We start from the raw sequence: 19,924 nt of genomic DNA, 5'->3' as shown, positions 1-19,924 counted from the left end.
GCTTTACTAAAGGCGGTTAGCTGTAAAAGCTAAGGTGTAGGGGTTTTTTCTCTCAACACTAAAAATCACTCGTTACGAGTAAAAATACTTGTTGGACTTAAAAGTCTATTTTTCTTTTAATGCGCGCAACTAGCCAAACCGGCATTCATTAAATACAAGAGAAAGATAAATGAAAGAGACAACATCACTAGAACAAGCTCGCACGAGTTACAATGTTCGTCATTGGAGCCAAGGTTTTTTTGGTATTAATGATCAAGGTGATGTGTATGTTGCCCCAAAGGCTCACGCCCCAGAGCAAACTATTGCACTTACAGATATTGCAAAACAACTTCAAGAAAAAGGCTTAAGCTTACCGGCTTTAGTGCGCTTTCCACAAATTTTACATCATCGTGTGCACAGTTTATGTGGCGCGTTTAATACCGCGATTGAAAACTATGGTTACCCAAAAGATTACCTATTAGTTTACCCAATTAAAGTAAACCAACAACGCGAAGTGGTTGAAGAAATAGTAGCAAGCCAAGCCGAATTAGAAAAAAAACAATTAGGCCTTGAGGCGGGCAGCAAACCAGAGCTATTAACTGTTTTGGCAATGGCAGAAAAAACCAGTGCAGTAATTGTATGTAATGGCTACAAAGACAAAGAGTATGTGCGCTTAGCACTGATTGGCGAAAAGTTAGGCCACAAAGTTTACATAGTGCTTGAAAAACTCTCTGAGCTCGACATGGTACTTAGCCAAGCAAAAGCGCTAAATGTTAAACCACGTATTGGTATTCGCGTTCGTTTAGCATCGCAAGGCAAAGGTAAGTGGCAAGCAAGTGGCGGTGAAAAATCTAAATTTGGTTTATCTGCGTCGCAAGTACTGCATGTAGTGAATCGTTTAAAAGAGGCTGGCCAACTTGATTTAATGCAACTTGTGCATTTTCACTTAGGCTCGCAAATGGCAAACATTCGTGATGTGCGTTTAGGTGTGAGCGAAGCCGCGCGTTTTTACTGTGAACTACGCAAATTAGGTGCAAGCATTGAGTGCTTAGATGTAGGGGGCGGTTTAGCTATTGATTACGATGGTACCCGCAGCCAATCGCATAACTCAATGAACTACAGCTTAGCTGAGTATGCAAATAATATTGTGTACACCATAGGTGATACATGTAAGCAATACGCGCAGCCCATGCCGACGATTATTTCTGAGTCGGGACGTGCACTAACGGCGCACCATGCAGTACTTATATCAAACGTGATAGGCACTGAAAGCTACGTACCAGAACAGCTAAAAGCGCCAGCAGCAGATGCACCGCTTTTATTAAATAATATGTGGGCATCTTTTGTGCAGTTAACCGATTTAACGGATGACCGCGCACTGATTGAAATTTACCACGACAGCCAAGGGGATTTAGCAGAGGCGCATAACCAGTTTGCACTTGGGCTTTTAGATTTAACGCAGCGTGCGTGGGCAGAGCAAGTTAACTTACGTATTTGTTATGAGCTTAACAAACACATGGATAACAAAAACCGTTTCCATCGCCCGATTATTGACGAGTTGAACGCACGTTTAGCCGATAAGTTTTTTGTAAACTTTTCGCTTTTTCAATCGCTTCCTGATGCGTGGGGGATTGATCAAGTGTTTCCGGTATTGCCATTAAGTGGCTTAACCGAAGCTCCAAAAAAACGCGCTGTATTACTTGATATAACCTGTGATTCAGACGGCGCACTTGAGCACTATGTTGATGGCCAAGGCATTGAAAGCACATTACCCGTGCCTGAGTACAGTGCTGATAAACCTTACTTAATGGGCTTTTTCTTAGTGGGTGCGTACCAAGAAATTTTAGGTGATATGCACAATTTATTTGGCGATACGCACAGCGCTATTATCAATATGGATGAGCAAGGCGTTGCCAGTATTAGTGAAATAAACCAAGGCGATACCGTAGCCGATATGATGCGCTATGTACATTTAGATGTTGAGAGCTTTCAACATTCGTACGCGCAGTTAGTGTCTGCAAAAATAGATAAAAATGAACAGCAAAGCGTTTTAGACGAGTTGCAAAGCGGCCTTAATGGCTACACTTATTTAGAAGAGTTATAAGCAATGTCTAGCTTGTTTGGTCATGTTGACCACTCATTGTATTCAAACGGGATGACGTTTTTACGTCGTCCTATGGTGCAAAACATTAATGCCATTGATGCAGATGTCGTTGTACTAGGCTTACCCTTTGACTTAGCAACTTCGGGTCGCCCCGGTGCTCGCTTAGGGCCCGATGCCATTCGCAGAGCGTCGGTACATTTAGCCTGGGAAGACACTAAATACCCGTGGACATTTCCTTTGTTTGAGCGTTTAACGGTTGCTGATGCGGGGGACTTTACTTATCCGGTAGGCGATCCTGAATATTTTACGGCACAGCTAGAAATGGCTGCAGAGCAAATACTTCGCCAAGGGGCAACGCTGTTAGGCCTTGGTGGCGATCACTTTGTAACGCTTCCGCTATTGCGCGCGCATGCAAAGATACATGGCAAAATGGCACTGGTTCATTTTGATGCGCACACTGATACATACAGCAATGGCTCGCGCTTTGATCACGGCACTATGTTTTATCATGCACCCATGGAAGGGCTGATTGATGTAGAGCACAGTATCCAAATTGGTATTCGTACCGACTTTGATCAAAGCAAACATGAGTTTGCAGTGATTGATGCAATGCAAGCTAACGATTTGCACGCCAATGAAATAGCAGCGCAAATACGTGAGCGAGTAGGCGACTTACCCGTTTACTTAACGTTTGATATAGATTGTTTAGACCCAGCATTTGCACCAGGTACAGGCACACCTGTATGCGGTGGTTTAACATCTGATAAAGTGCTTAAAATACTGCGCGCACTAAAAGGCATAAATATGGTGGGTATGGATGTGGTAGAGGTTTCACCGTCGTACGACCAAAGTGAGCTTACCGCTATTGCCGCAGCAACAATTGCCAGTGAATTATTGCACCTGTGGACACATAAAAATAAGTATTAACGCTATAAGTTAAGCACTACAAAAAGGTATGCACTGGCATACCTTTTTTATTTTAGAGGTGTCGATTATTTTGCAGCTTAATTTCTTTTAACCAAATAAAACTTAACCCAATAAGCGGCAGGTTAGTTGTTACTGGATTAAATGCTTCAATGAGTAATTGTGGCTGCATTACTACAACCGCTAACAAAAGCCCTACAAGGGCTAAAACATTTAAAATAACGATGTGCTTATTTTTATAAAACACTAATAAGCACACGCCAAATATAATTTCGCCAATACCCGCCGAACGTGTAATTAAGTCAGACACTTCTGCTGAAAAACCCGCACTACCAGTCATTAGTTTTTCAAGCGGGGCAATATGATAAAGCTTTGGAAAAAAGCCGTGGTATATCCAACTCAGCCCCACAATATAGCGAGCAATTTGTATATAACCGGGGTTATTTCCTCGCATTGTCTATTCGCTCTTGTGCACTTGGGTGGCTAGATAAATATTCGAGCAAATTATTTACCTTTTCAAGATGTTCGTTTTCGCTGGTGTGCGCACCTTGTAATGCTTCAATGGCATCGGCAAAGTCGTTGCTTGAATACCCTAAGTTTTCAAGTTGAATGAGTGCATAGCTATCTGCCTCGCGCTCCATATCACGAGAAAACCCTTGCTGTGCAAAAGATGCTCCCGTACCTAGTACCACTTCTGCTATGCCTTCTAAGTCACCAAATATAACCGCAAGTACAATGGTACTGGCTGCCGATTGCGCGGTCATGCGTACGCTATGCTGGTGGACTACGTGGCCAATTTCGTGAAGTAATACGGCTTTTAGTGCGTTGGGTTTATCGGCTAATAAATTTGCTAACTCATCGGTTACGACAATACGTCCGTGGGGCATTGCAAACGCATTCGCTCCAAAGGCCTCTGATTTATAAAGCGATAATCTATAAACCGATGGCTCAAGCGAGAGCGCATTAAGCATGGTATTAAAGTGTTGGTGTACTTTAGTTTGTTGCTCATTAGGCAGCTCACTGTCATCAAGCGCGAGCTTTTCAATTATGGTAAAGCTTTGTTCACCCATTTGCTCTACTACACTTCGCGGCAGAGTATCAACACTGTAAACAGCAATAGCGGGCACAACTTTATAAAGCATTAACCACATAAAAAGCGGTGTAAAAATAACGGCCGCGATAATAGCCCATTTATTTTTTTCAAGGCGCTCTAGTAGGTCATGCTTATTTGCTTTAAAAGGCCAGCGATAATTTACATCAGTAGGAATAAAGCGGCTGCCATCATTAAAATTTAGTTCATCAGCAAGCCCAGCTAGGCCAGAAGTGAGTGTTATATCGCTTATTGCATGGCTTGAAATAAGCTGGTCATCGTAGCTAATCTCAACACAGGTGTCGCTAATGTTAGCGACACCTTGCTGGTAATTGCTTGATGCCTTGGGGAAGTAATGTCCCTGTACGTGCATAATAAGCTCTTAGGTTAGCGATAGGTCAATATCAAATACATTGGCTGCTTCTTCAGCAAACGATGACTGCTCTTGCTGCGCGGTATCCACTAAATTTAGCGCACTTGGGTAAATATTAACGGTTGTAACCTCGGCAAGCATTCTCGATGTACGCACTTTGGTCCACGGGTAGGCAAGCCCTAAAGAAAACACAATGGCCAGCATATTGGTTAATAGTAATATGGCAAAAGGAATAGGCTTAAGCTCTGATTTAAATGATGCTACGTCTTCAAATTGACTGTTATCAAAAATATGGTTACGAATAGCCGCAGCCCACACAGCGGTTACTATCGCAATCATAAATACGTAAGCAACCATTAATCCACCAAACATAATGCCCATTTTGGCTGGATCTTGTGCAGCTTGTTGGTTTTCTACATTCATTAAATCAAGCCCAAATAAGCCTAATACAGCCATAAATATCACCATAGTGATAGAGCTCACCACAAAGCAAATAAGGGCGGTTAAGTAGTAGGTTTCACCTTTAAGGTTTACGGTTAATGGCGTGTCACCGTAGCTAATATTGCTATGTATGTATGTGTCGATACGTTTTAAAACATACGGCATTAATAAATAAAGGGTAAAAATACTGGCAATAGGTAAAAGAATAAAGTTAATGAAGGCTTCGCCGTAATCGCCTTTAAATGCAAAGCGTACATTTCGATGACGGGTCATACGCATATTAAAGCGCAGACCTTGGTTAATAATCCACGGCATTAAAAAGATAAAAGCAATCGCAAATAATAAGCCTACAAGAGGAAAAAAGCTGCTACCAAAGGAGTAAATTAAAAATACAATAACCGCTAAAATACGGCCTTTTAAAATTTGCATCGGGGTGGCTAAGTAGTCAAAGCTGTGTCCGTCAATGCGGGTGTGGCCATAAAAATATCGCATTGTGCGTACTTTTGCCCAAGCCGAGTAAATACCTAAAGTAAGTACGCTCAGTAAAATATTGACTATCCAAATACCAAAAAACTCACCGCCTTTACCGCTAAACTGTACTTTACCGCTAAAAATAGGGGCAGCAGGTTCATTTACTGCAGGGGTGGTTTCTGGGGGAGTAGGGTGTATTGATTCCATTAAAATTATATCCATGTTGTTTTTTTGTTAATTTACCTAAATTTGGTGCAAAGCTCAATCTTTAAAAGCCTTACAGCCTATAATGGCGCTGCTTTTAATATATGTGGTGCTGCACTTTAAATCATCTCTGGTATACTAGGGCGATAATTTTATGGGGCTGTTATGATTTCAAAAAACCAACTCAAGCTTATTCGCCAACTTGGCCAAAAAAAGTACCGAAAGCAATATAATCAATACCTTGTACAAGGTGAAAAAAACGTACTTGAGTTGTTAAACAGCCCATTAAAGGCGGTTGATATATTTGCAACACAGGCGTTTATAAATACTCACCAAAACCAGTTTCCAGAAGTAGATTTTACGCCAGCAGAAGAAGAGTCGCTGACTAAAGCCAGTACCTTAGTGAGTAATAACGCGGCCATTGCAGTGGTTGATATGCCAGAGGCTGATTTACCTAAAAATACCGGCTTAATATTGGCGCTTGATGGGGTTTCTGATCCGGGGAATTTAGGCACTATTATCAGAGTTGCCGACTGGTATGGCATTCAACATATAGTAACAAGTACCGACAGCGCCGATGCTTACAACCCTAAAACAATTAGCGCTACCATGGGCTCATTTGTCAGAGTATCGGTAAGCCAAGTAGAGCTACCTGAATACTTACAAACATTAAATATGCCTATTTATGGGGCATTTTTAGATGGGCAAAGCGTACATACAACGGACCTTAGTGCAAAGGGTGTATTGCTTATGGGCAGTGAGTCGCATGGCATACGCGAGCAGTGTGCAAAATTAGTAAGCGACAAAATAACCATACCGGCTTTTGGTGAGGCAGAGTCACTTAATGTGGCAATGGCCACAGGTATTATTTTAGATAACTTTAAACGCCAAGCTTAACTTTTTAACTGTTTATGAGTTAAATTGTTTGTAAGTAATAACAATAATAATCGGTAATAACAATAAGATGCGCTTAAGCACTATTAAATTAGCGGGCTTTAAATCGTTTGTAGAGCCCACTAAAATTCCATTTCCTGATCAAATGACGTGTGTTGTTGGGCCTAACGGCTGTGGCAAATCAAACGTGATTGACGCTGTGCGATGGGTGCTTGGTGAAAGCTCAGCTAAAAACTTACGTGGCGATGCCATGACCGATGTTATTTTTAATGGCTCAACTAATCGAAAACCAATCTCACAAGCCTCAGTAGAGCTTATTTTTGATAACACCCAAGGTGATTTACCTAATACATTTGCCGACAGAAACCAAATAGCGATTAAGCGTTTAGTTACACGCGATGGTCAATCGTTGTACTTTTTAAATGGGAGCAAATGCCGTAAGCGCGATATTACCGATATATTTTTAGGCACCGGGCTTGGCCCGCGTAGTTACGCAATTATAGAGCAAGGGATGATCTCGCGTTTAATCGAGAGCAAACCTCAAGAGCTGCGCGTATTTTTAGAAGAAGCCGCGGGTGTGTCTAAATACAAAGAACGCCGCCGCGAAACGCAAACCCGAATTAAAAGTACCCGCGAAAACCTTGAGCGTTTACTTGATGTGCGTAAAGAGTTACAAGCGCAACTAGATAAACTGGCTGTGCAGTCGGTTGATGCGAAAAAATACCGCGATTTAAAAGCGCAAGAGCGTACCTTAAAAGGCCAAGTGGCTGTATTAAAATGGCAAAAGCTGCATCAACAACAGATTGAAAAAAGTGAGCAAATCAAAAAGCTTAATGAGCAAATCGCCTTTTTTAAAACGGCCCATTCAGGCCACGACGATGTGCTTGCATGCCTAGAGGCTCAAGTAAATGCAGAGCAAGATGCGCTTAACGATGCGCAGCATCAGCAACACGTTACCCACACAGAGTTGACCCGCGCCGAACAACAACACATTAATATTAAACAGCAAACGCAAACACTTAAACAAAGTGTGGTTAAGCTTGAGCAGCGAAAGCTGCAAAGTGAAGCGCTAAAAACACAGCAGCAAAATGTGTGTGAGCAGTTGTTTGTGAGCCACCAGGAGATAAGCGAGTACAGTTTAGAGTGCAGCGAGCAAGTTGAAGAGCTTACCCTTACACTTGCAGATTTAGCTGATGAAAAAAATAAGCACACAGCCGCGTGGCAAAGCCTTAATCAACAACAGCACGCGCTTAATAATAAAGTACAGGCTCAGCAAAGTAGTGTTAAGCAAACAGAGCAAGCCTTAGCCCATGTAAACACACAGCTAAGCCAACTAAATAGCCAAATTGACGATATTAAAAGTAGCCAATTAGAGCAGCAACTAGCCGAGCAACAAAAATACAAACAAACCCTAACTCAAGAGCTTGCCAGTAAGCAAACGGCGCAAACACACTGCACCGCAGCGCTTAAAGAGCAAACCGATTTAGTAAATGACGCTGAGCAACAACATCAGCAAAGCTTACAGCACGTTAATGAGCTAAAAGCTCGCATTGCTGGACTTAAAAGCAGTTTAGGGATTGAAGATGACAATAAGCAGCACACTTTATTTAATCAATTACAGGTAAAACCAGGGTTTGAACATGTAGTTGAACAGGCCCTGCAAACGCTTGAGCACCTAAACGTAGCCGATGTGCAAAGCAACAATAGTGTGTGGCCTCATAAAAGTGAAATACCACTAAATAGCGTTGCGGCGTTAATTACTGAGGGTGTTTACCCTGATTTACTGACCCGTATTGCGTACAGCGAAAACGCCGAACTCGCTGCGTTAAATGATACGTTTTATATTGCGGTTATGGATAAAAGCGGTGCTTTACATGCTCGAAACTGGCACCGTAGCGCAGACAAAAACGCCGAAAACTCACAACTTTTAAAACACACACAGTTAAAGCAAAAAACAGCGAGCTTAGTAGAGGCCGAAAATAGCCTCGCAAGGGATTTTGAGAAACTTAATGCGCTAAAAACACAGCAGCAAAAGCTGAGTGATGAGTTAGCAGTACTTAAAAATGCAATTCATCAATTAGCACAAAACATTGCCGTGGCCACTACGCGCAGCGACATGTTAAAAGAGCAAGTAGCACAATTTTTACAGCAACTAGAAAAGTACCAGCAACAAAAGCGTGCATTAACCACTGAACAATCACAATTATTAAAAACGCGCGATGAGCACAACAGTGCGCTTGAAGTGTTACATCAACAGCAACATAATTTAGCTGACGAACTGGCAAGCGCCGACGCCGCCTGCACACGCAGTAATAAAGCATACAGCCAAGCTGCAGCTACACTTGAGCAATATAGAACACAAGCGCATCAAGCCACGTTAAAAGAGCAAAAAGCACACAGTGAGTGGCAGCTTAGTCAAACAAAGCTTAATCATGCTGAGCAAGAACTCATGAGTGCGCAAGAAGAAGCGCAAGAGCTGCAATCGCAAATGGAAGCGTTGCTTATACCCGAGCAAGAGCTCACTGAGCAAATAGCACAGCTTTTAATAAAACATCAGCAGGGCGAAGCTAGCTTGGTCGCGTTACAAAAAAAGCTTAACGAGGCAAAGCAAACACTTATAAGTAAACAAGCCAGCCTTAAGCACTCTCAAGGTGAGCTGACAGGTTTGCAAGAACAACATCAAAAGCTAAGTATTGAAGAGCAAAGCCTAATTATAAAAGCGCAGGCAGCACTTGAGCCGCTTGAAGAATTAAAGCAAAGTTTAAAAAGTGTTTTAGATACACTGGCTGATTCACTGAGTTTAAATGCAGCGCAAAATCAGATCAGTGGGCTTGTGCATCAATTAGATAAGCTAGGTCCAGTTAATTTAGCCGCAATAGATGAGTTTGAACACGCTAAAGAGCGCAGTGATTATCTGAATAATCAACTTGAGGATTTAACCAAAGCGTTAAATACGCTTGAAGGGGCGATTCGTAAAATTGACAGCGAAACCAAAACACGCTTTAAAGCTACTTTCGATCAAGTGAACAACGACTTTGCCGAGCTATTTCCAAAAGTATTTGGCGGTGGTAGCGCGTATTTAGAATTAACCAGTGACGATTTACTCGAAAGTGGTGTTAGTATAATGGCACAGCCACCAGGCAAGAAAAATTCGACAATTCATCTGTTAAGTGGTGGAGAAAAAGCGCTGAGCGCATTATCATTGGTGTTTTCTATATTCAGGCTCAATCCAGCTCCATTCTGTATGCTGGATGAAGTAGATGCGCCGCTTGATGATGCTAACGTGGTACGTTTTTGCCGTTTGGTTGAAGAAATGTCACAATCGGTGCAGTTTATTTATATTAGTCATAATAAAATTGCGATGGAAATGGCAGGGCGTTTAACTGGCGTTACCATGGCAGAGCCAGGCGTATCACGCATGGTAGCAGTAGATATAGAACAAGCAGTGCAACTTGCACACACATAACAGTTTATTTTAAGCGTATTAGTGTTAATTAATACACGGGTTTAGGCATAACAAATAATAAAAGGTGAGGGGATGGCCGAAGAACTAAGATTGGTTTTAATTGTGATCAGTGTACTTGTCATAGGTGGCTTATTAGTACATGGTTTATGGTCAGTTAGAAAAAAAGACAGCCCAGAGGTAGCGCCTTCAGAGCGGGTTGAGCCAATGCAAGATACACCTTCGCATACACCAGTTGAACCTAAAGAGCCGGTTGTTGCCCAGCGAGATGAGCCGCAATTTGGTGAGCTAAACTTTGATGCAAACGAGCCGCAAATAGATACTAGCGTGGCGCAAACACCCATTGAAGACGACCTGCAAGTAGTTCAAGAGCCAGAGCCAGAGCTAGAACCAGAGCCAGAGAGCGAAAAAGAAGCGCCAGCAGATGTGTCTGACTTTGTTATTGTGCATATTCAAATGCCTGAGGGGCTAAGCATGCAAGGTAGTAAGTTATTGCCTGCAGTAAATACCTTAGGATTTAAATATTCAGAAGAAGGCTTTTTTAATCGCCACATAGACCCTGCAGGGCAAGGTCCAGTGTTATTTAGATTAGTAAATATGTATAACCCAGGTACGTTTGATATTGATAATATGGAACAGTTTAGCACCGCAGGGGTTAGCTTATTTATGACTTTACCTTGTGAAGGCGACGGGCTAGCTGCTTTTAATATGTTACATAGCGCAGCTAAGAAAATTGCCGATGAATTTGGTGCACAAATTTTAGATGCCGAGCGTGAAGAAATGACCGTTGAGCGCGTTCGTCAATATGTTGAGCAGGTTCGTGCATTTTCTGCGTAATTTATACGCACACATTATTTTTATTAAGCCACTTACCTAAAAGTGGCTTTTTTTATGTTTTTTGAGGTTTAAATGTCTAGCAGCATTAGTGAGCAAATTAATCATCTTCGTAGTACGTTAGAGCAACACAACTACAATTATTATGTCCTTGATACACCCAGTATTCCTGATGCAGAATACGATAGACTATTGCGCGAGTTAAGCGCCCTTGAAAGAGAAAACCCAGAATTTTTAACGCCTGACTCACCCACTCAAAAGGTAGGAGGCGCTGCGCTGAGTAAATTTGAACAAGTTGCTCACCAAGTGCCTATGTTATCGCTTGATAACGCCTTTAGTGAAGAAGAATTTAGCGCCTTTAACCGCCGTATTAAAGAGCGTTTAATGAGCCAAGATGAGCTTACTTTTTGTTGTGAACCCAAGTTAGATGGCTTGGCTGTGTCGATTATTTACCGTGATGGTGTGCTTGTGCAGGCCGCAACTCGTGGCGATGGTTTTACTGGCGAGAATATTACACAAAATGTAAAAACAATCCGTAACGTGCCCCTTAAGCTGCGTGGCGATTACCCCGCAGAGCTTGAAGTACGTGGCGAAGTATTTATGGATAGCGCTGGGTTCGAAAAATTAAACAGCGAAGCCGAAAAACGTGGCGAAAAAGTATTTGTAAATCCTCGAAATGCAGCCGCAGGTAGCCTACGCCAGCTTGATTCAAAAATCACCGCTAAGCGCCCGCTAATGTTTTATGCGTATAGCACTGGGCTGGTGGCCGATGGCTCAATCCCTGAGGATCACTACCAACAATTGGCAAAATTAACCGATTGGGGTTTACCGCTGTGCCCAGAAACAAAGTTAGTTGAAGGTACGCAAGCGGCTTTAGATTACTACAGTGATATTTTAACGCGCAGAAGCGAGCTTAAATATGAAATTGATGGCGTAGTAATTAAAATAAACCAAAAAGCCTTACAAGAGCGTTTAGGGTTTGTTGCACGTGCACCGCGCTGGGCAATTGCTTATAAGTTTCCTGCACAAGAAGAAATAACCCAGTTACTTGATGTAGAATTTCAGGTTGGCCGCACAGGCGCTATAACGCCGGTAGCGCGGTTAGAGCCCGTATTTGTAGGCGGTGTTACGGTATCAAACGCAACGCTGCACAATGGCGATGAAATAGCCCGTTTAGGCGTAAAGGTAGGCGATACAGTAATTATACGCCGCGCCGGCGATGTTATTCCGCAAATTACACAAGTAGTACTTGAGCGTCGCCCAGATGATGCTCGCGACATTGTATTTCCTGCCAGTTGCCCCATTTGTGACTCACACGTTGAAAAAGTAGAAGGCGAGGCCGTGGCTCGTTGTACAGGTGGCTTAGTGTGCCAAGCTCAGCGTAAACAAGCGATAAAGCATTTCGCATCACGCAAAGCGCTTGATATAGATGGCTTAGGCGACAAAATAGTTGATCAGCTGGTTGATAGAGAGCTGGTAAAAACCCCCGCAGATTTATTTATATTAAAACAAGGTCACTTTGAGTCACTTGAGCGTATGGGTCCTAAGTCGGCTAAAAACTTAGTAGATGCGCTTGAAGCTGCAAAGACAACTACGCTTGCAAAGTTTTTATATTCGCTGGGTATTCGTGAGGTTGGCGAGGCCACAGCGCAAAACTTAGCAAATCATTTTTTAACACTTGAAAAGGTAACCCAGGCAAGTATTGAAAGCCTTACGCAAGTGAGTGATGTAGGGGTTATTGTAGCAACTCATGTTCGTGGCTTTTTTGATGAGCAACATAATGTAGATGTAGTTAATGCTTTAATTGAACAAGGCATTAATTGGCCAGCGCTAACGCCGCCTTCAGAGGATGAGCAACCCTTAGCTGGGCTAACCTATGTATTAACTGGCACTCTTAATACTTTAAACCGAAACGATGCTAAAGCACGCTTACAACAGTTAGGTGCAAAAGTAGCCGGTAGTGTGTCGGCTAAAACAGATGCATTGGTGGCGGGCGAAAAAGCCGGCTCTAAATTAACTAAAGCACAAGATTTAGGCATAGACATACTTAGCGAAGATGACTTAATTGCACTGTTTGATAAATACAATGCTTAGGGTAGTAAAATGAGCCGATATGGACCCGAGTACTGGGATAAATACGGAAGCTACCGTACGCCAATTGCATTTCATCTAAGTTTATTGGTGTTACTACGTGCGTATTTTATTTGGGTTATAGCGGCGCTGAGTCGTCGCCCTGAGCTTGATTTAATGTCGCTATTTTTTAAATCTAAAAACGATTTTTTTATCGCAATTTCGATTGGCGCTATTGCGATAGTGCCCACTTTTTTATTTTGCTTAAGACGACCGCGCGACTCTCATCAACAAAGTGCGCGTTTAGCGATGGTGTGGCGCTACATGCGCTGGCCGTTACTTGTGTGTGCAATAACCGACTTAAGCTGGTTAACAATACAAGCTGCACATAGTCATTACAGGTTTTCACTATTTTTAGCTGTGCAAATGGTGATTGTGTTTTGGGTAATGTGGTACTTGGCAAAGAGTCGTTATTTGCAGGTGTTTTTTAACGATTGGCCAGAGCCTACCGAAAAAGCAGATGATAAAAACGCTAAATAAAAGGGAGCTAAATGGATAACATTAATAAAAAAATTGCCATTGTAGTGCTTGGTATTGGCATTATTTTAGGCGCTTTGGTGTTGTTTACATCGTTAACTGATCATATTTGGTTTTCTGCCGTAATAGGATTATGGTTATTTGTGTTTTGTTCGTGTTTTTACAGGCTGACACCCGCCTTTAAAAAGCGCAATACGCTTGATAATTTTATTCAGCGTGATGCACAGCACTTAATGTTATTTAGCTTGGCAGGTTTTTTTGATAAAAAATTTGGCCCGCAATGGCTTGTTATTGGCAACATTGAACATATAGAAAGTAAGAACGATGAGCTTATTATTTATAGCAATAACGAGCGACAATTTAGTGTAAGTTTACCCGCACAAAAAAATGACATAGACGCCTACATGAAGCGCATACTTTCAGATCACGAAAAGCAAACTATTCGCTTTAGTTAGGGGCTGTTGAACTTTGCGGATTAAAGTTTGTTCAAACTAGGGGCTATTTAATCGCGGCGCGAAGTTTGTAACCTAGTGGGCTAAGTAAAAGCTGAGCAAAGCTTCCGCGTCCTGCTCACGCCCTTTACCTACATCCATGTAGGCAACAAAGAGTAAATAGCCCCTAGGAAGAACCCGTTGGGCAGCGCCTGTTTGGCATTAATACTACGTTATCGCCCAATTATGGGGAATAACCACACTGCATAGGCGCTGCCTTGCCTAAATACCAAACAGACTGCTGCAAATTTAACCTTAAAAGATCAACAGACCCTAATCACTTATTAATACCGAAGGAGGCTATTATGCTTACTTGGAATAATGTTATAAATTTTGCCAATAATGGCAATCCTACGCCACGCGAAAAGGTTGTAAAAACAGACGCGCAATGGCAGGCAATGCTAAGTGATGAGCAATATTATGTGGCACGTAAAAAGGGCACAGAACGCCCTCACAGCTCACAAAGTTGCACATTACTAGAACCGGGTAAATACGCGTGTGTATGCTGCGATAATTTACTTTTTGATGCCGATGAAAAGTTTGATAGCGGCACAGGCTGGCCATCATTCACGCAGCCTGCAACTGTCGATGCAATTGGTTATGTGAACGATTTAAGCCATGGTATGCAGCGCGTTGAAGTGGTGTGTAATGTGTGTGATGCACACTTAGGGCATATTTTTCCTGATGGGCCAGCACCGTCGGGTTTGCGCTACTGTGTAAATGCCGCTGCAATGAAAAAGCTTTAATTATATAGTTAGCCTTCAATCTAGATAAAATAGCTATTTCTAGCCGCTAGTTAGCGCTAGGGGGATTGAATATCGAGTTTCATTTCTTTTGCCATATGCAAAATTTTATCTAATCGCTGCGACTGATCTGGCTGCAGTGTAGAGTTACTCAAAAGGGCGTAACACTTTTTAGCAATAACCAAGTTAAAAGTGCCGCCTTTTTGTTTTGTCGAATCAAACAAACACTGTAATAAATTAAGCGCAATGCTTGGGTTACGCGGCATTACTCTAAATGCTTGCGTAAACGCCTCTAACGCCGTATTTAATTGCCCTCTATTAAATTGAGTTACTGCATGGTTGTTAAGCTCTTTAGGGCCCATTTTAATGTCACGACGCTCACTTTGCTGCTGTTGAATGTAACGCAGGTAAGTTGTATCACTCATATTGGGGTGGCGCTCACAATGGCTAATTATTTGGCTAAATAATGTTTGTGCTTTTTGATGAAAACCCAGCTCGTGAAACGCTTTTGCTTTATCAAGCGCCCCATCTACAGAGCGTATTAACGTATCGTCGTCATCAAGTTGCTCTATAAGGCGCTTGGCTTTTTGGTGCTCGTCTTTTAAATAGTGCAAACGCGCATTAAGTACATCAATTTGAGATTGGTTTGCGTTGTTAGGAAACTGCTTTTTTAAATCATTTATGTATTTATTAGTTTGACGCGAAATACGTTGTATTTGGTCTGTTTGATCTGTGGTTAAAGCAAAGTCTATACCGGCACGGGCAGCATTGAGATAGATGTCGGGGCTGTCATGAATAGAATGACGCGCATAGCTGGCTATGTCTTTTTGGGTTAAATAGCTTTTTTCGTAATCGTGGTTTATTAACGAAACATTGCTTAACGATTTTTGTCTTTGGATGTTACGTGGTGCGATATCGACTGCTTGGCTTAAAAAATCTTGTGCCAATTCAAATTGGTTTAGTTTTATTTCTAATCGGCCGAGTAAATCCAGTGCAACTAAACGTGTTTCATGGCGTTCAAGCATGGTTTTTAACATGCGCTGAGCAAGAATATGCTCATTATTAGCAATCAGCGCTTCTACTAAACCAACTTTGGCCCAGGCAAATTTTTGTATGTCTAGCACCGAGGCAAAAAAGTCTTTAGCTTCTTCACTGCGGTTTAGCCTAAGCAATGCATCTCCTTTTAAGCGAAGGAGGATAGGGCTGTATATATTGTTTTTTTTATTTAAAGTGGCATCGATTACTTTTATTGCTTTAGAGTCGTTGCCATCATCTACTAAGGTATAAATGCTCTGTAGCTCATTTTTACGTTTTAGAATACGCTCAATCCGCGTTTTTAACTCTTGTACCGTAAATGGCTTTACCAAAAAGTCGTCGGGTTGAAGCTCTAAAACGCTATGCACTAGCGCACCGCTGGTTTCTGCAGAAATAAAAATAAACGCAGTGGAGTTTTTTATCAGTTGCTTAACACGGAGTTCTTCGTAGAGTTGGTAGCCGTCTTGGTGTTTGCTTAAATTAAACGAACATACAATTAAATCAAATTGCTCAGCCAAACATTGCTCTTTTGCTGCAATTGCATGATCGGCAAAGTGCAACTGCCGAAAGCCAAGCCTTTCTAGCGACTGTTTCATATAGCTTTGAGCGAGGGGCTGCTCTTCCACTATCAGTATTTTGGCTTTGGCGTAGATCTTAGTTGGCATTGGCTTACATGTTGTTTGATTTATCACAGACTATAATCAACAGTTTAGCTGCTTACAAGGGAATTTAACTATTAGCCGAGGTTATTAGAAGATTAAGTTATTTTCATACGTTTAGATGGCTTCATATTATCTTGGCCTTAGCGATTTAAAACCATTGCTTAATTAATAGGTAAAAAGCAGCTCTAAATAATAGTTAAAATAATCTAGGTTTTTGTGGAGTGTTTATACGTGGTGGGTGATATTGGACTTGAACCAGTGGCACTCGCCTTTATTTGTAAAGGACGGCGATGCTCTCTTTTTTTACAACTGGATTAATTACCCAAATAGGATTTTTATAATAATTATTCAGAAGAGTTTAGATGCTTTAGAAGTGTTTATATGTGGTGGGTGATTACTTGGCTTGATACCGGTAACCCTCGCCTTTATTTGTAAAGGGTGGCGATGCTCTCTTTTTCTTATAACTGAGTTAATTACCTTTATATAATTTTATAGGGTACAGATTAATCGTTTTGCAAAAGACAAATTAAGAGTGATATTTTTGGAATTTTTTAACTTAGGTATTTTGAAGTGTTTATATGTGGTGGGTGATATTGAACTTGAACCGGTGACACTCGCCATTATTTGTAAAGGGCGGCGATGCTTTCTTTTTCTTACAACTGGATTAATTACTCAAATAGGATTTTTATAATAATTATTCAGAAGAGATTTGATGCTTTAGAAGTGTTTATATGTGGTGGGTGATTACTTGGCTTGATACCGGTGACACTCGCCATTATTTGTAAAGGGCGGCGATGGTCTCTTTTTCTTATAACTGGATTAATTACCCAAATAGGATTTTTATAATAATTATTAAGAAGAGTTTAGATGCTTTAGAAGTGTTTATATGTGGTGGGTGATACTGGACTTGAACCAGTGACCCTCGCCTTGTAAGGGCGATGCTCTCCCAACTGAGCTAATCACCCACATATAATAGGTATGACTTTATCAATTTAACGTTTAGTATAATTTGGTGGGTGATACTGGACTTGAACCAGTGACCCTCGCCTTGTAAGGGCGATGCTCTCCCAACTGAGCTAATCACCCAAATTATATATTTAATATGCACCATTCTAAGAATGGTGGGTCGTACTGGACTTGAACCAGTGACCCTCGCCTTGTAAGGGCGATGCTCTCCCAACTGAGCTAACGACCCATATTAAATTTTAAAACGCGACTATTAATATAATAATAGGCTTTATATGTGGTGGGTGATACTGGACTTGAACCAGTGACCCTCGCCTTGTAAGGGCGATGCTCTCCCAACTGAGCTAATCACCCACATATAAATTAAAACGCTACTATTAAAATAAATAGTACTGGACTTTAACCAGTGAACCTCGCCGTTACTTGGAAGTAGCGGTAATGCTCTCTTTTTTCTAACTGAGTAATGACCCATTTAGATTTTTGTAATATGCACCATTCTAAGAATGGTGGGTCGTACTGGACTTGAACCAGTGACCCTCGCCTTGTAAGGGCGATGCTCTCCCAACTGAGCTAACGACCCATATTACATGCTACTACCTGTAGTAAGTAGTACTGGACTTTAACCAGTGAACTTCGCCATCTTTTATAAAAAGCGGTGATGCTCTCTTTTCTTGTAACCGAGCTAACGACCCATATTACAATTTTAAAACGCGACTATTAATATAATAGGTTTTATATGTGGTGGGTGATACTGGACTTGAACCAGTGACCCTCGCCTTGTAAGGGCGATGCTCTCCCAACTGAGCTAATCACCCACATATAAATTAAAACGCTACTATTAAATAATAGTACTGGACTTTAACCAGTGAACCTCACCTTCTTTTACTTAAAGCAGTGACGCTCTCTTTTCTAACTGAGCTAACAACTCATATAGAATTTTAGATGTGTACACTTAATAAAGTGGTGGGTGATACTGGACTTGAACCAGTGACCCTCGCCTTGTAAGGGCGATGCTCTCCCAACTGAGCTAATCACCCACATCTAAACAACATTACATTGCTGCGTTGTTGTGGGGCGCTATTATAGATAGAGTTGCAAATGTGTCAACACTTGAATGATAAAAATGTGCTGAATGAAGGTTTTATAAACAGCGCAGGGTGGTTGGCGTTTACTTTATCATCAAATTTAAGTTGTTAGGGTAAATTAACAGCTGAAACTGAGCTAAGTGACTGCCTTATTTTTACTTACAATAAAAAGCATTGCTTAAATAAGCTAATAAAAGGCGATGTTGAAATTGATACAGTAAGCGTGACGTTTTATCAAAAAGAAGATTTATGACTATATAAGGTTTTAAATTATTGAACTGGTATACGGTACTTTTTAAAAGGTAAGGGCATAAGCCGTTATCTGTATTGCCATTAGTGCGAATAAACGTTAATTAACGCCATGGCTTTTGGCACAATGACAACAAAATAGAGCCTACTACCCAAACTGGAACATAGTGTTTAAAAACAGCACGAGTTATTTGCTAGCACTTTTAACGACAGCCTAATTCACTTCAATTTTTATATGTGTGTACAAGCAACTTAAAAGAGGGAAGGGTTGAGCATTTAATAATAAGGTTATCGAATAGAGCCCTCGCATTTTAATAGCACACTTAAATGCGAGGTTTAGCCTTGGTTTTAGTACTTTTTTAACCCCAACTCAATTTGCATATAAATGTATACCTTTTATGTTAAACATTATTACTTCATCAACGAGGTATAAATAGATAATTAACCTGTTTATAGTACTGTGAGATGAAGTACAGGCCAAATTTTGTCGAAATTGTATTTTTTTGCATGTCTGATAGCCAGTTTGTTGAAAATTAAACCATTTAAATAAAGTGGCATAAAAAACTGTTGACTTTATTTTGGGGGGTGCATAGAATGCGCCCCGCACTCAGCGATACACAACGTGTTAAACACGTTGTGTATTAAAAGGTTTGGGGCTATAGCTCAGCTGGGAGAGCGCTTCGCTGGCAGCGAAGAGGTCTGCGGTTCGATCCCGCATAGCTCCACCAAATCTTTGTGCATGTCCTAGGGTAGCAGTTTTCTGTGTCCCCATCGTCTAGAGGCCTAGGACACCGCCCTTTCACGGCGGTAACAGGGGTTCGAATCCCCTTGGGGACGCCATCTAACAAATAGTTAGGCGTGGTTTTACCAAGAGAATAGCGTAACACTTAAAGCTCGAGTCTTTATGTGTATTAAACGTATTATCTTAGCACCTCATGATATGAGTTAAACTTATCAATTGTCCTAGTGACACTTTTTAGTGTCCCCATCGTCTAGAGGCCTAGGACACCGCCCTTTCACGGCGGTAACAGGGGTTCGAATCCCCTTGGGGACGCCACTTACTATTTATAGTAGGGTAGTGTTATTAAAAACTCGTCTGAAACGAGTCAAACCATTCAGTTGTCCTAGTGACACAGAAAACGTTTTTGAGAAGATAATGCCATTCGCCTCGCAGGCTCGGTCTCATCTTACTTAGAAATAGCAAATCAGTGATTTGCAAAGCAATTTCTGCGTCCCCATCGTCTAGAGGCCTAGGACACCGCCCTTTCACGGCGGTAACAGGGGTTCGAATCCCCTTGGGGACGCCACT

The 19,924-nt window shown here is 41.5% G+C and carries 13 protein-coding genes and 11 tRNA genes; 13 read left to right on the top strand and 11 right to left on the bottom strand.

Annotated features, from left to right (window positions below):
- Positions 1-169: 169 nt before the first annotated feature.
- Both speA and speB read left to right on the top strand, forming a co-directional pair.
- Positions 170-2,083 (top strand): biosynthetic arginine decarboxylase, encoded by a 1,914-nt coding sequence (gene speA / locus PSI06_RS15895; protein WP_138579183.1) that lies wholly within the window; start codon positions 170-172, stop codon positions 2,081-2,083.
- Positions 2,084-2,086: 3 nt separating this feature from the next.
- Positions 2,087-3,010, top strand: coding sequence for an agmatinase (speB, locus tag PSI06_RS15890; protein WP_029772730.1), 924 nt, complete (start codon positions 2,087-2,089; stop codon positions 3,008-3,010).
- A 52-nt stretch (positions 3,011-3,062) separates the two neighbouring features.
- On the opposite strand, the gene PSI06_RS15885 is transcribed toward speB, so the two are convergent.
- From PSI06_RS15885 to PSI06_RS15875, 3 genes are read right to left on the bottom strand one after another with little or no spacing between them, the layout of a single operon-like run.
- The gene (locus PSI06_RS15885; protein ID WP_126007626.1) at positions 3,063-3,461 is read right to left on the bottom strand and encodes a DoxX-like family protein; all 399 of its coding nucleotides are present in this window, start codon (positions 3,459-3,461) and stop codon (positions 3,063-3,065) included.
- Positions 3,448-4,470 carry a M48 family metallopeptidase gene (locus PSI06_RS15880; protein ID WP_273604247.1) on the bottom strand — a complete coding sequence of 341 codons (1,023 nt, stop codon included), beginning with the start codon at positions 4,468-4,470 and terminating at the stop codon, positions 3,448-3,450. Before PSI06_RS15880 ends, PSI06_RS15885 begins: the two co-directional genes overlap by 14 nt.
- A gap of 9 nt (positions 4,471-4,479) precedes the next feature.
- Positions 4,480-5,589 carry a YjgN family protein gene (locus PSI06_RS15875; RefSeq protein ID WP_273604246.1) on the bottom strand — a complete coding sequence of 370 codons (1,110 nt, stop codon included), beginning with the start codon at positions 5,587-5,589 and terminating at the stop codon, positions 4,480-4,482.
- Between the two features lie 162 nt (positions 5,590-5,751).
- Between PSI06_RS15875 and PSI06_RS15870 the strand changes: the two genes are divergently transcribed.
- The 7 genes from PSI06_RS15870 to msrB all read left to right on the top strand — a co-directional run bounded on the left by PSI06_RS15870 (position 5,752) and on the right by msrB (position 14,621).
- Positions 5,752-6,483 (top strand): RNA methyltransferase, encoded by a 732-nt coding sequence (locus PSI06_RS15870; RefSeq protein ID WP_273604245.1) that lies wholly within the window; start codon positions 5,752-5,754, stop codon positions 6,481-6,483.
- A 67-nt stretch (positions 6,484-6,550) separates the two neighbouring features.
- On the top strand, positions 6,551-9,946 hold the full coding sequence (locus PSI06_RS15865; RefSeq protein ID WP_273604244.1) for a chromosome segregation SMC family protein: 3,396 nt from the start codon (positions 6,551-6,553) through the stop codon (positions 9,944-9,946).
- Between the two features lie 72 nt (positions 9,947-10,018).
- Positions 10,019-10,780, top strand: coding sequence for a cell division protein ZipA (zipA, locus tag PSI06_RS15860; RefSeq protein WP_096041447.1), 762 nt, complete (start codon positions 10,019-10,021; stop codon positions 10,778-10,780).
- Positions 10,781-10,852: 72 nt separating this feature from the next.
- A complete protein-coding gene (gene ligA, locus PSI06_RS15855; RefSeq protein ID WP_273604243.1) occupies positions 10,853-12,871 on the top strand; it encodes an NAD-dependent DNA ligase LigA in 2,019 nt (672 codons plus the stop codon).
- A gap of 9 nt (positions 12,872-12,880) precedes the next feature.
- A complete protein-coding gene (locus PSI06_RS15850) occupies positions 12,881-13,387 on the top strand; it encodes a DUF2919 domain-containing protein (RefSeq protein WP_004588866.1) in 507 nt (168 codons plus the stop codon).
- Between the two features lie 11 nt (positions 13,388-13,398).
- The gene (locus tag PSI06_RS15845) at positions 13,399-13,839 is read left to right on the top strand and encodes a hypothetical protein (RefSeq protein WP_273604242.1); all 441 of its coding nucleotides are present in this window, start codon (positions 13,399-13,401) and stop codon (positions 13,837-13,839) included.
- 341 nt (positions 13,840-14,180) lie between these two features.
- Positions 14,181-14,621 (top strand): peptide-methionine (R)-S-oxide reductase MsrB, encoded by a 441-nt coding sequence (gene msrB, locus PSI06_RS15840; RefSeq protein ID WP_273604241.1) that lies wholly within the window; start codon positions 14,181-14,183, stop codon positions 14,619-14,621.
- A gap of 56 nt (positions 14,622-14,677) precedes the next feature.
- Here the strand turns inward: msrB and PSI06_RS15835 are convergent, their stop codons facing one another.
- From PSI06_RS15835 to PSI06_RS15800, 8 genes are all read right to left on the bottom strand, one after another.
- A complete protein-coding gene (locus tag PSI06_RS15835) occupies positions 14,678-16,318 on the bottom strand; it encodes a tetratricopeptide repeat-containing response regulator (protein WP_273604240.1) in 1,641 nt (546 codons plus the stop codon).
- An 886-nt stretch (positions 16,319-17,204) separates the two neighbouring features.
- Positions 17,205-17,280, bottom strand: a tRNA-Val gene (locus PSI06_RS15830).
- A gap of 45 nt (positions 17,281-17,325) precedes the next feature.
- Positions 17,326-17,401, bottom strand: a tRNA-Val gene (locus PSI06_RS15825).
- A 33-nt stretch (positions 17,402-17,434) separates the two neighbouring features.
- Positions 17,435-17,510: transfer RNA gene (locus PSI06_RS15820), tRNA-Val, on the bottom strand.
- 49 nt (positions 17,511-17,559) lie between these two features.
- A tRNA-Val gene (locus PSI06_RS15815) sits at positions 17,560-17,635 on the bottom strand.
- Positions 17,636-17,785: 150 nt separating this feature from the next.
- A tRNA-Val gene (locus PSI06_RS15810) sits at positions 17,786-17,861 on the bottom strand.
- Positions 17,862-18,020: 159 nt separating this feature from the next.
- Positions 18,021-18,096: transfer RNA gene (locus PSI06_RS15805), tRNA-Val, on the bottom strand.
- A 146-nt stretch (positions 18,097-18,242) separates the two neighbouring features.
- Positions 18,243-18,318 (bottom strand) — tRNA-Val (locus PSI06_RS15800).
- A gap of 949 nt (positions 18,319-19,267) precedes the next feature.
- On the opposite strand from PSI06_RS15800, the gene PSI06_RS15795 reads away from it, so the two are divergent.
- From PSI06_RS15795 to PSI06_RS15780, 4 genes are all read left to right on the top strand, one after another.
- A tRNA-Ala gene (locus tag PSI06_RS15795) sits at positions 19,268-19,343 on the top strand.
- A gap of 36 nt (positions 19,344-19,379) precedes the next feature.
- Positions 19,380-19,455: transfer RNA gene (locus tag PSI06_RS15790), tRNA-Glu, on the top strand.
- 141 nt (positions 19,456-19,596) lie between these two features.
- Positions 19,597-19,672, top strand: a tRNA-Glu gene (locus PSI06_RS15785).
- Positions 19,673-19,846: 174 nt separating this feature from the next.
- Positions 19,847-19,922: transfer RNA gene (locus PSI06_RS15780), tRNA-Glu, on the top strand.
- Positions 19,923-19,924: the final 2 nt, after the last annotated feature.

It is taken from the genome of Pseudoalteromonas sp. GABNS16E (assembly GCF_028598715.1).
GTDB classification, from domain to species: domain Bacteria; phylum Pseudomonadota; class Gammaproteobacteria; order Enterobacterales; family Alteromonadaceae; genus Pseudoalteromonas; species Pseudoalteromonas atlantica.
This window is presented reverse-complemented; position numbering and strand designations above follow the sequence as displayed.

Excerpts from the sequence above, each read along its gene's own strand:
- PSI06_RS15885 (WP_126007626.1), bottom strand. The coding sequence starts at position 3,461 with ATGCGAGGAAATAACCCCGGTTATATACAAATTGCTCGCTATATTGTG.
- msrB (WP_273604241.1), top strand. The coding sequence starts at position 14,181 with ATGCTTACTTGGAATAATGTTATAAATTTTGCCAATAATGGCAATCCT.
- PSI06_RS15870 (WP_273604245.1), top strand. The coding sequence starts at position 5,752 with ATGATTTCAAAAAACCAACTCAAGCTTATTCGCCAACTTGGCCAAAAA.
- PSI06_RS15865 (WP_273604244.1), top strand. The coding sequence starts at position 6,551 with ATGCGCTTAAGCACTATTAAATTAGCGGGCTTTAAATCGTTTGTAGAG.
- ligA (WP_273604243.1), top strand. The coding sequence starts at position 10,853 with ATGTCTAGCAGCATTAGTGAGCAAATTAATCATCTTCGTAGTACGTTA.
- PSI06_RS15880 (WP_273604247.1), bottom strand. The coding sequence starts at position 4,470 with ATGCACGTACAGGGACATTACTTCCCCAAGGCATCAAGCAATTACCAG.
- PSI06_RS15850 (WP_004588866.1), top strand. The coding sequence starts at position 12,881 with ATGAGCCGATATGGACCCGAGTACTGGGATAAATACGGAAGCTACCGT.
- speA (WP_138579183.1), top strand. The coding sequence starts at position 170 with ATGAAAGAGACAACATCACTAGAACAAGCTCGCACGAGTTACAATGTT.
- PSI06_RS15845 (WP_273604242.1), top strand. The coding sequence starts at position 13,399 with ATGGATAACATTAATAAAAAAATTGCCATTGTAGTGCTTGGTATTGGC.
- PSI06_RS15835 (WP_273604240.1), bottom strand. The coding sequence starts at position 16,318 with ATGCCAACTAAGATCTACGCCAAAGCCAAAATACTGATAGTGGAAGAG.
- speB (WP_029772730.1), top strand. The coding sequence starts at position 2,087 with ATGTCTAGCTTGTTTGGTCATGTTGACCACTCATTGTATTCAAACGGG.
- zipA (WP_096041447.1), top strand. The coding sequence starts at position 10,019 with ATGGCCGAAGAACTAAGATTGGTTTTAATTGTGATCAGTGTACTTGTC.
- PSI06_RS15875 (WP_273604246.1), bottom strand. The coding sequence starts at position 5,589 with ATGGAATCAATACACCCTACTCCCCCAGAAACCACCCCTGCAGTAAAT.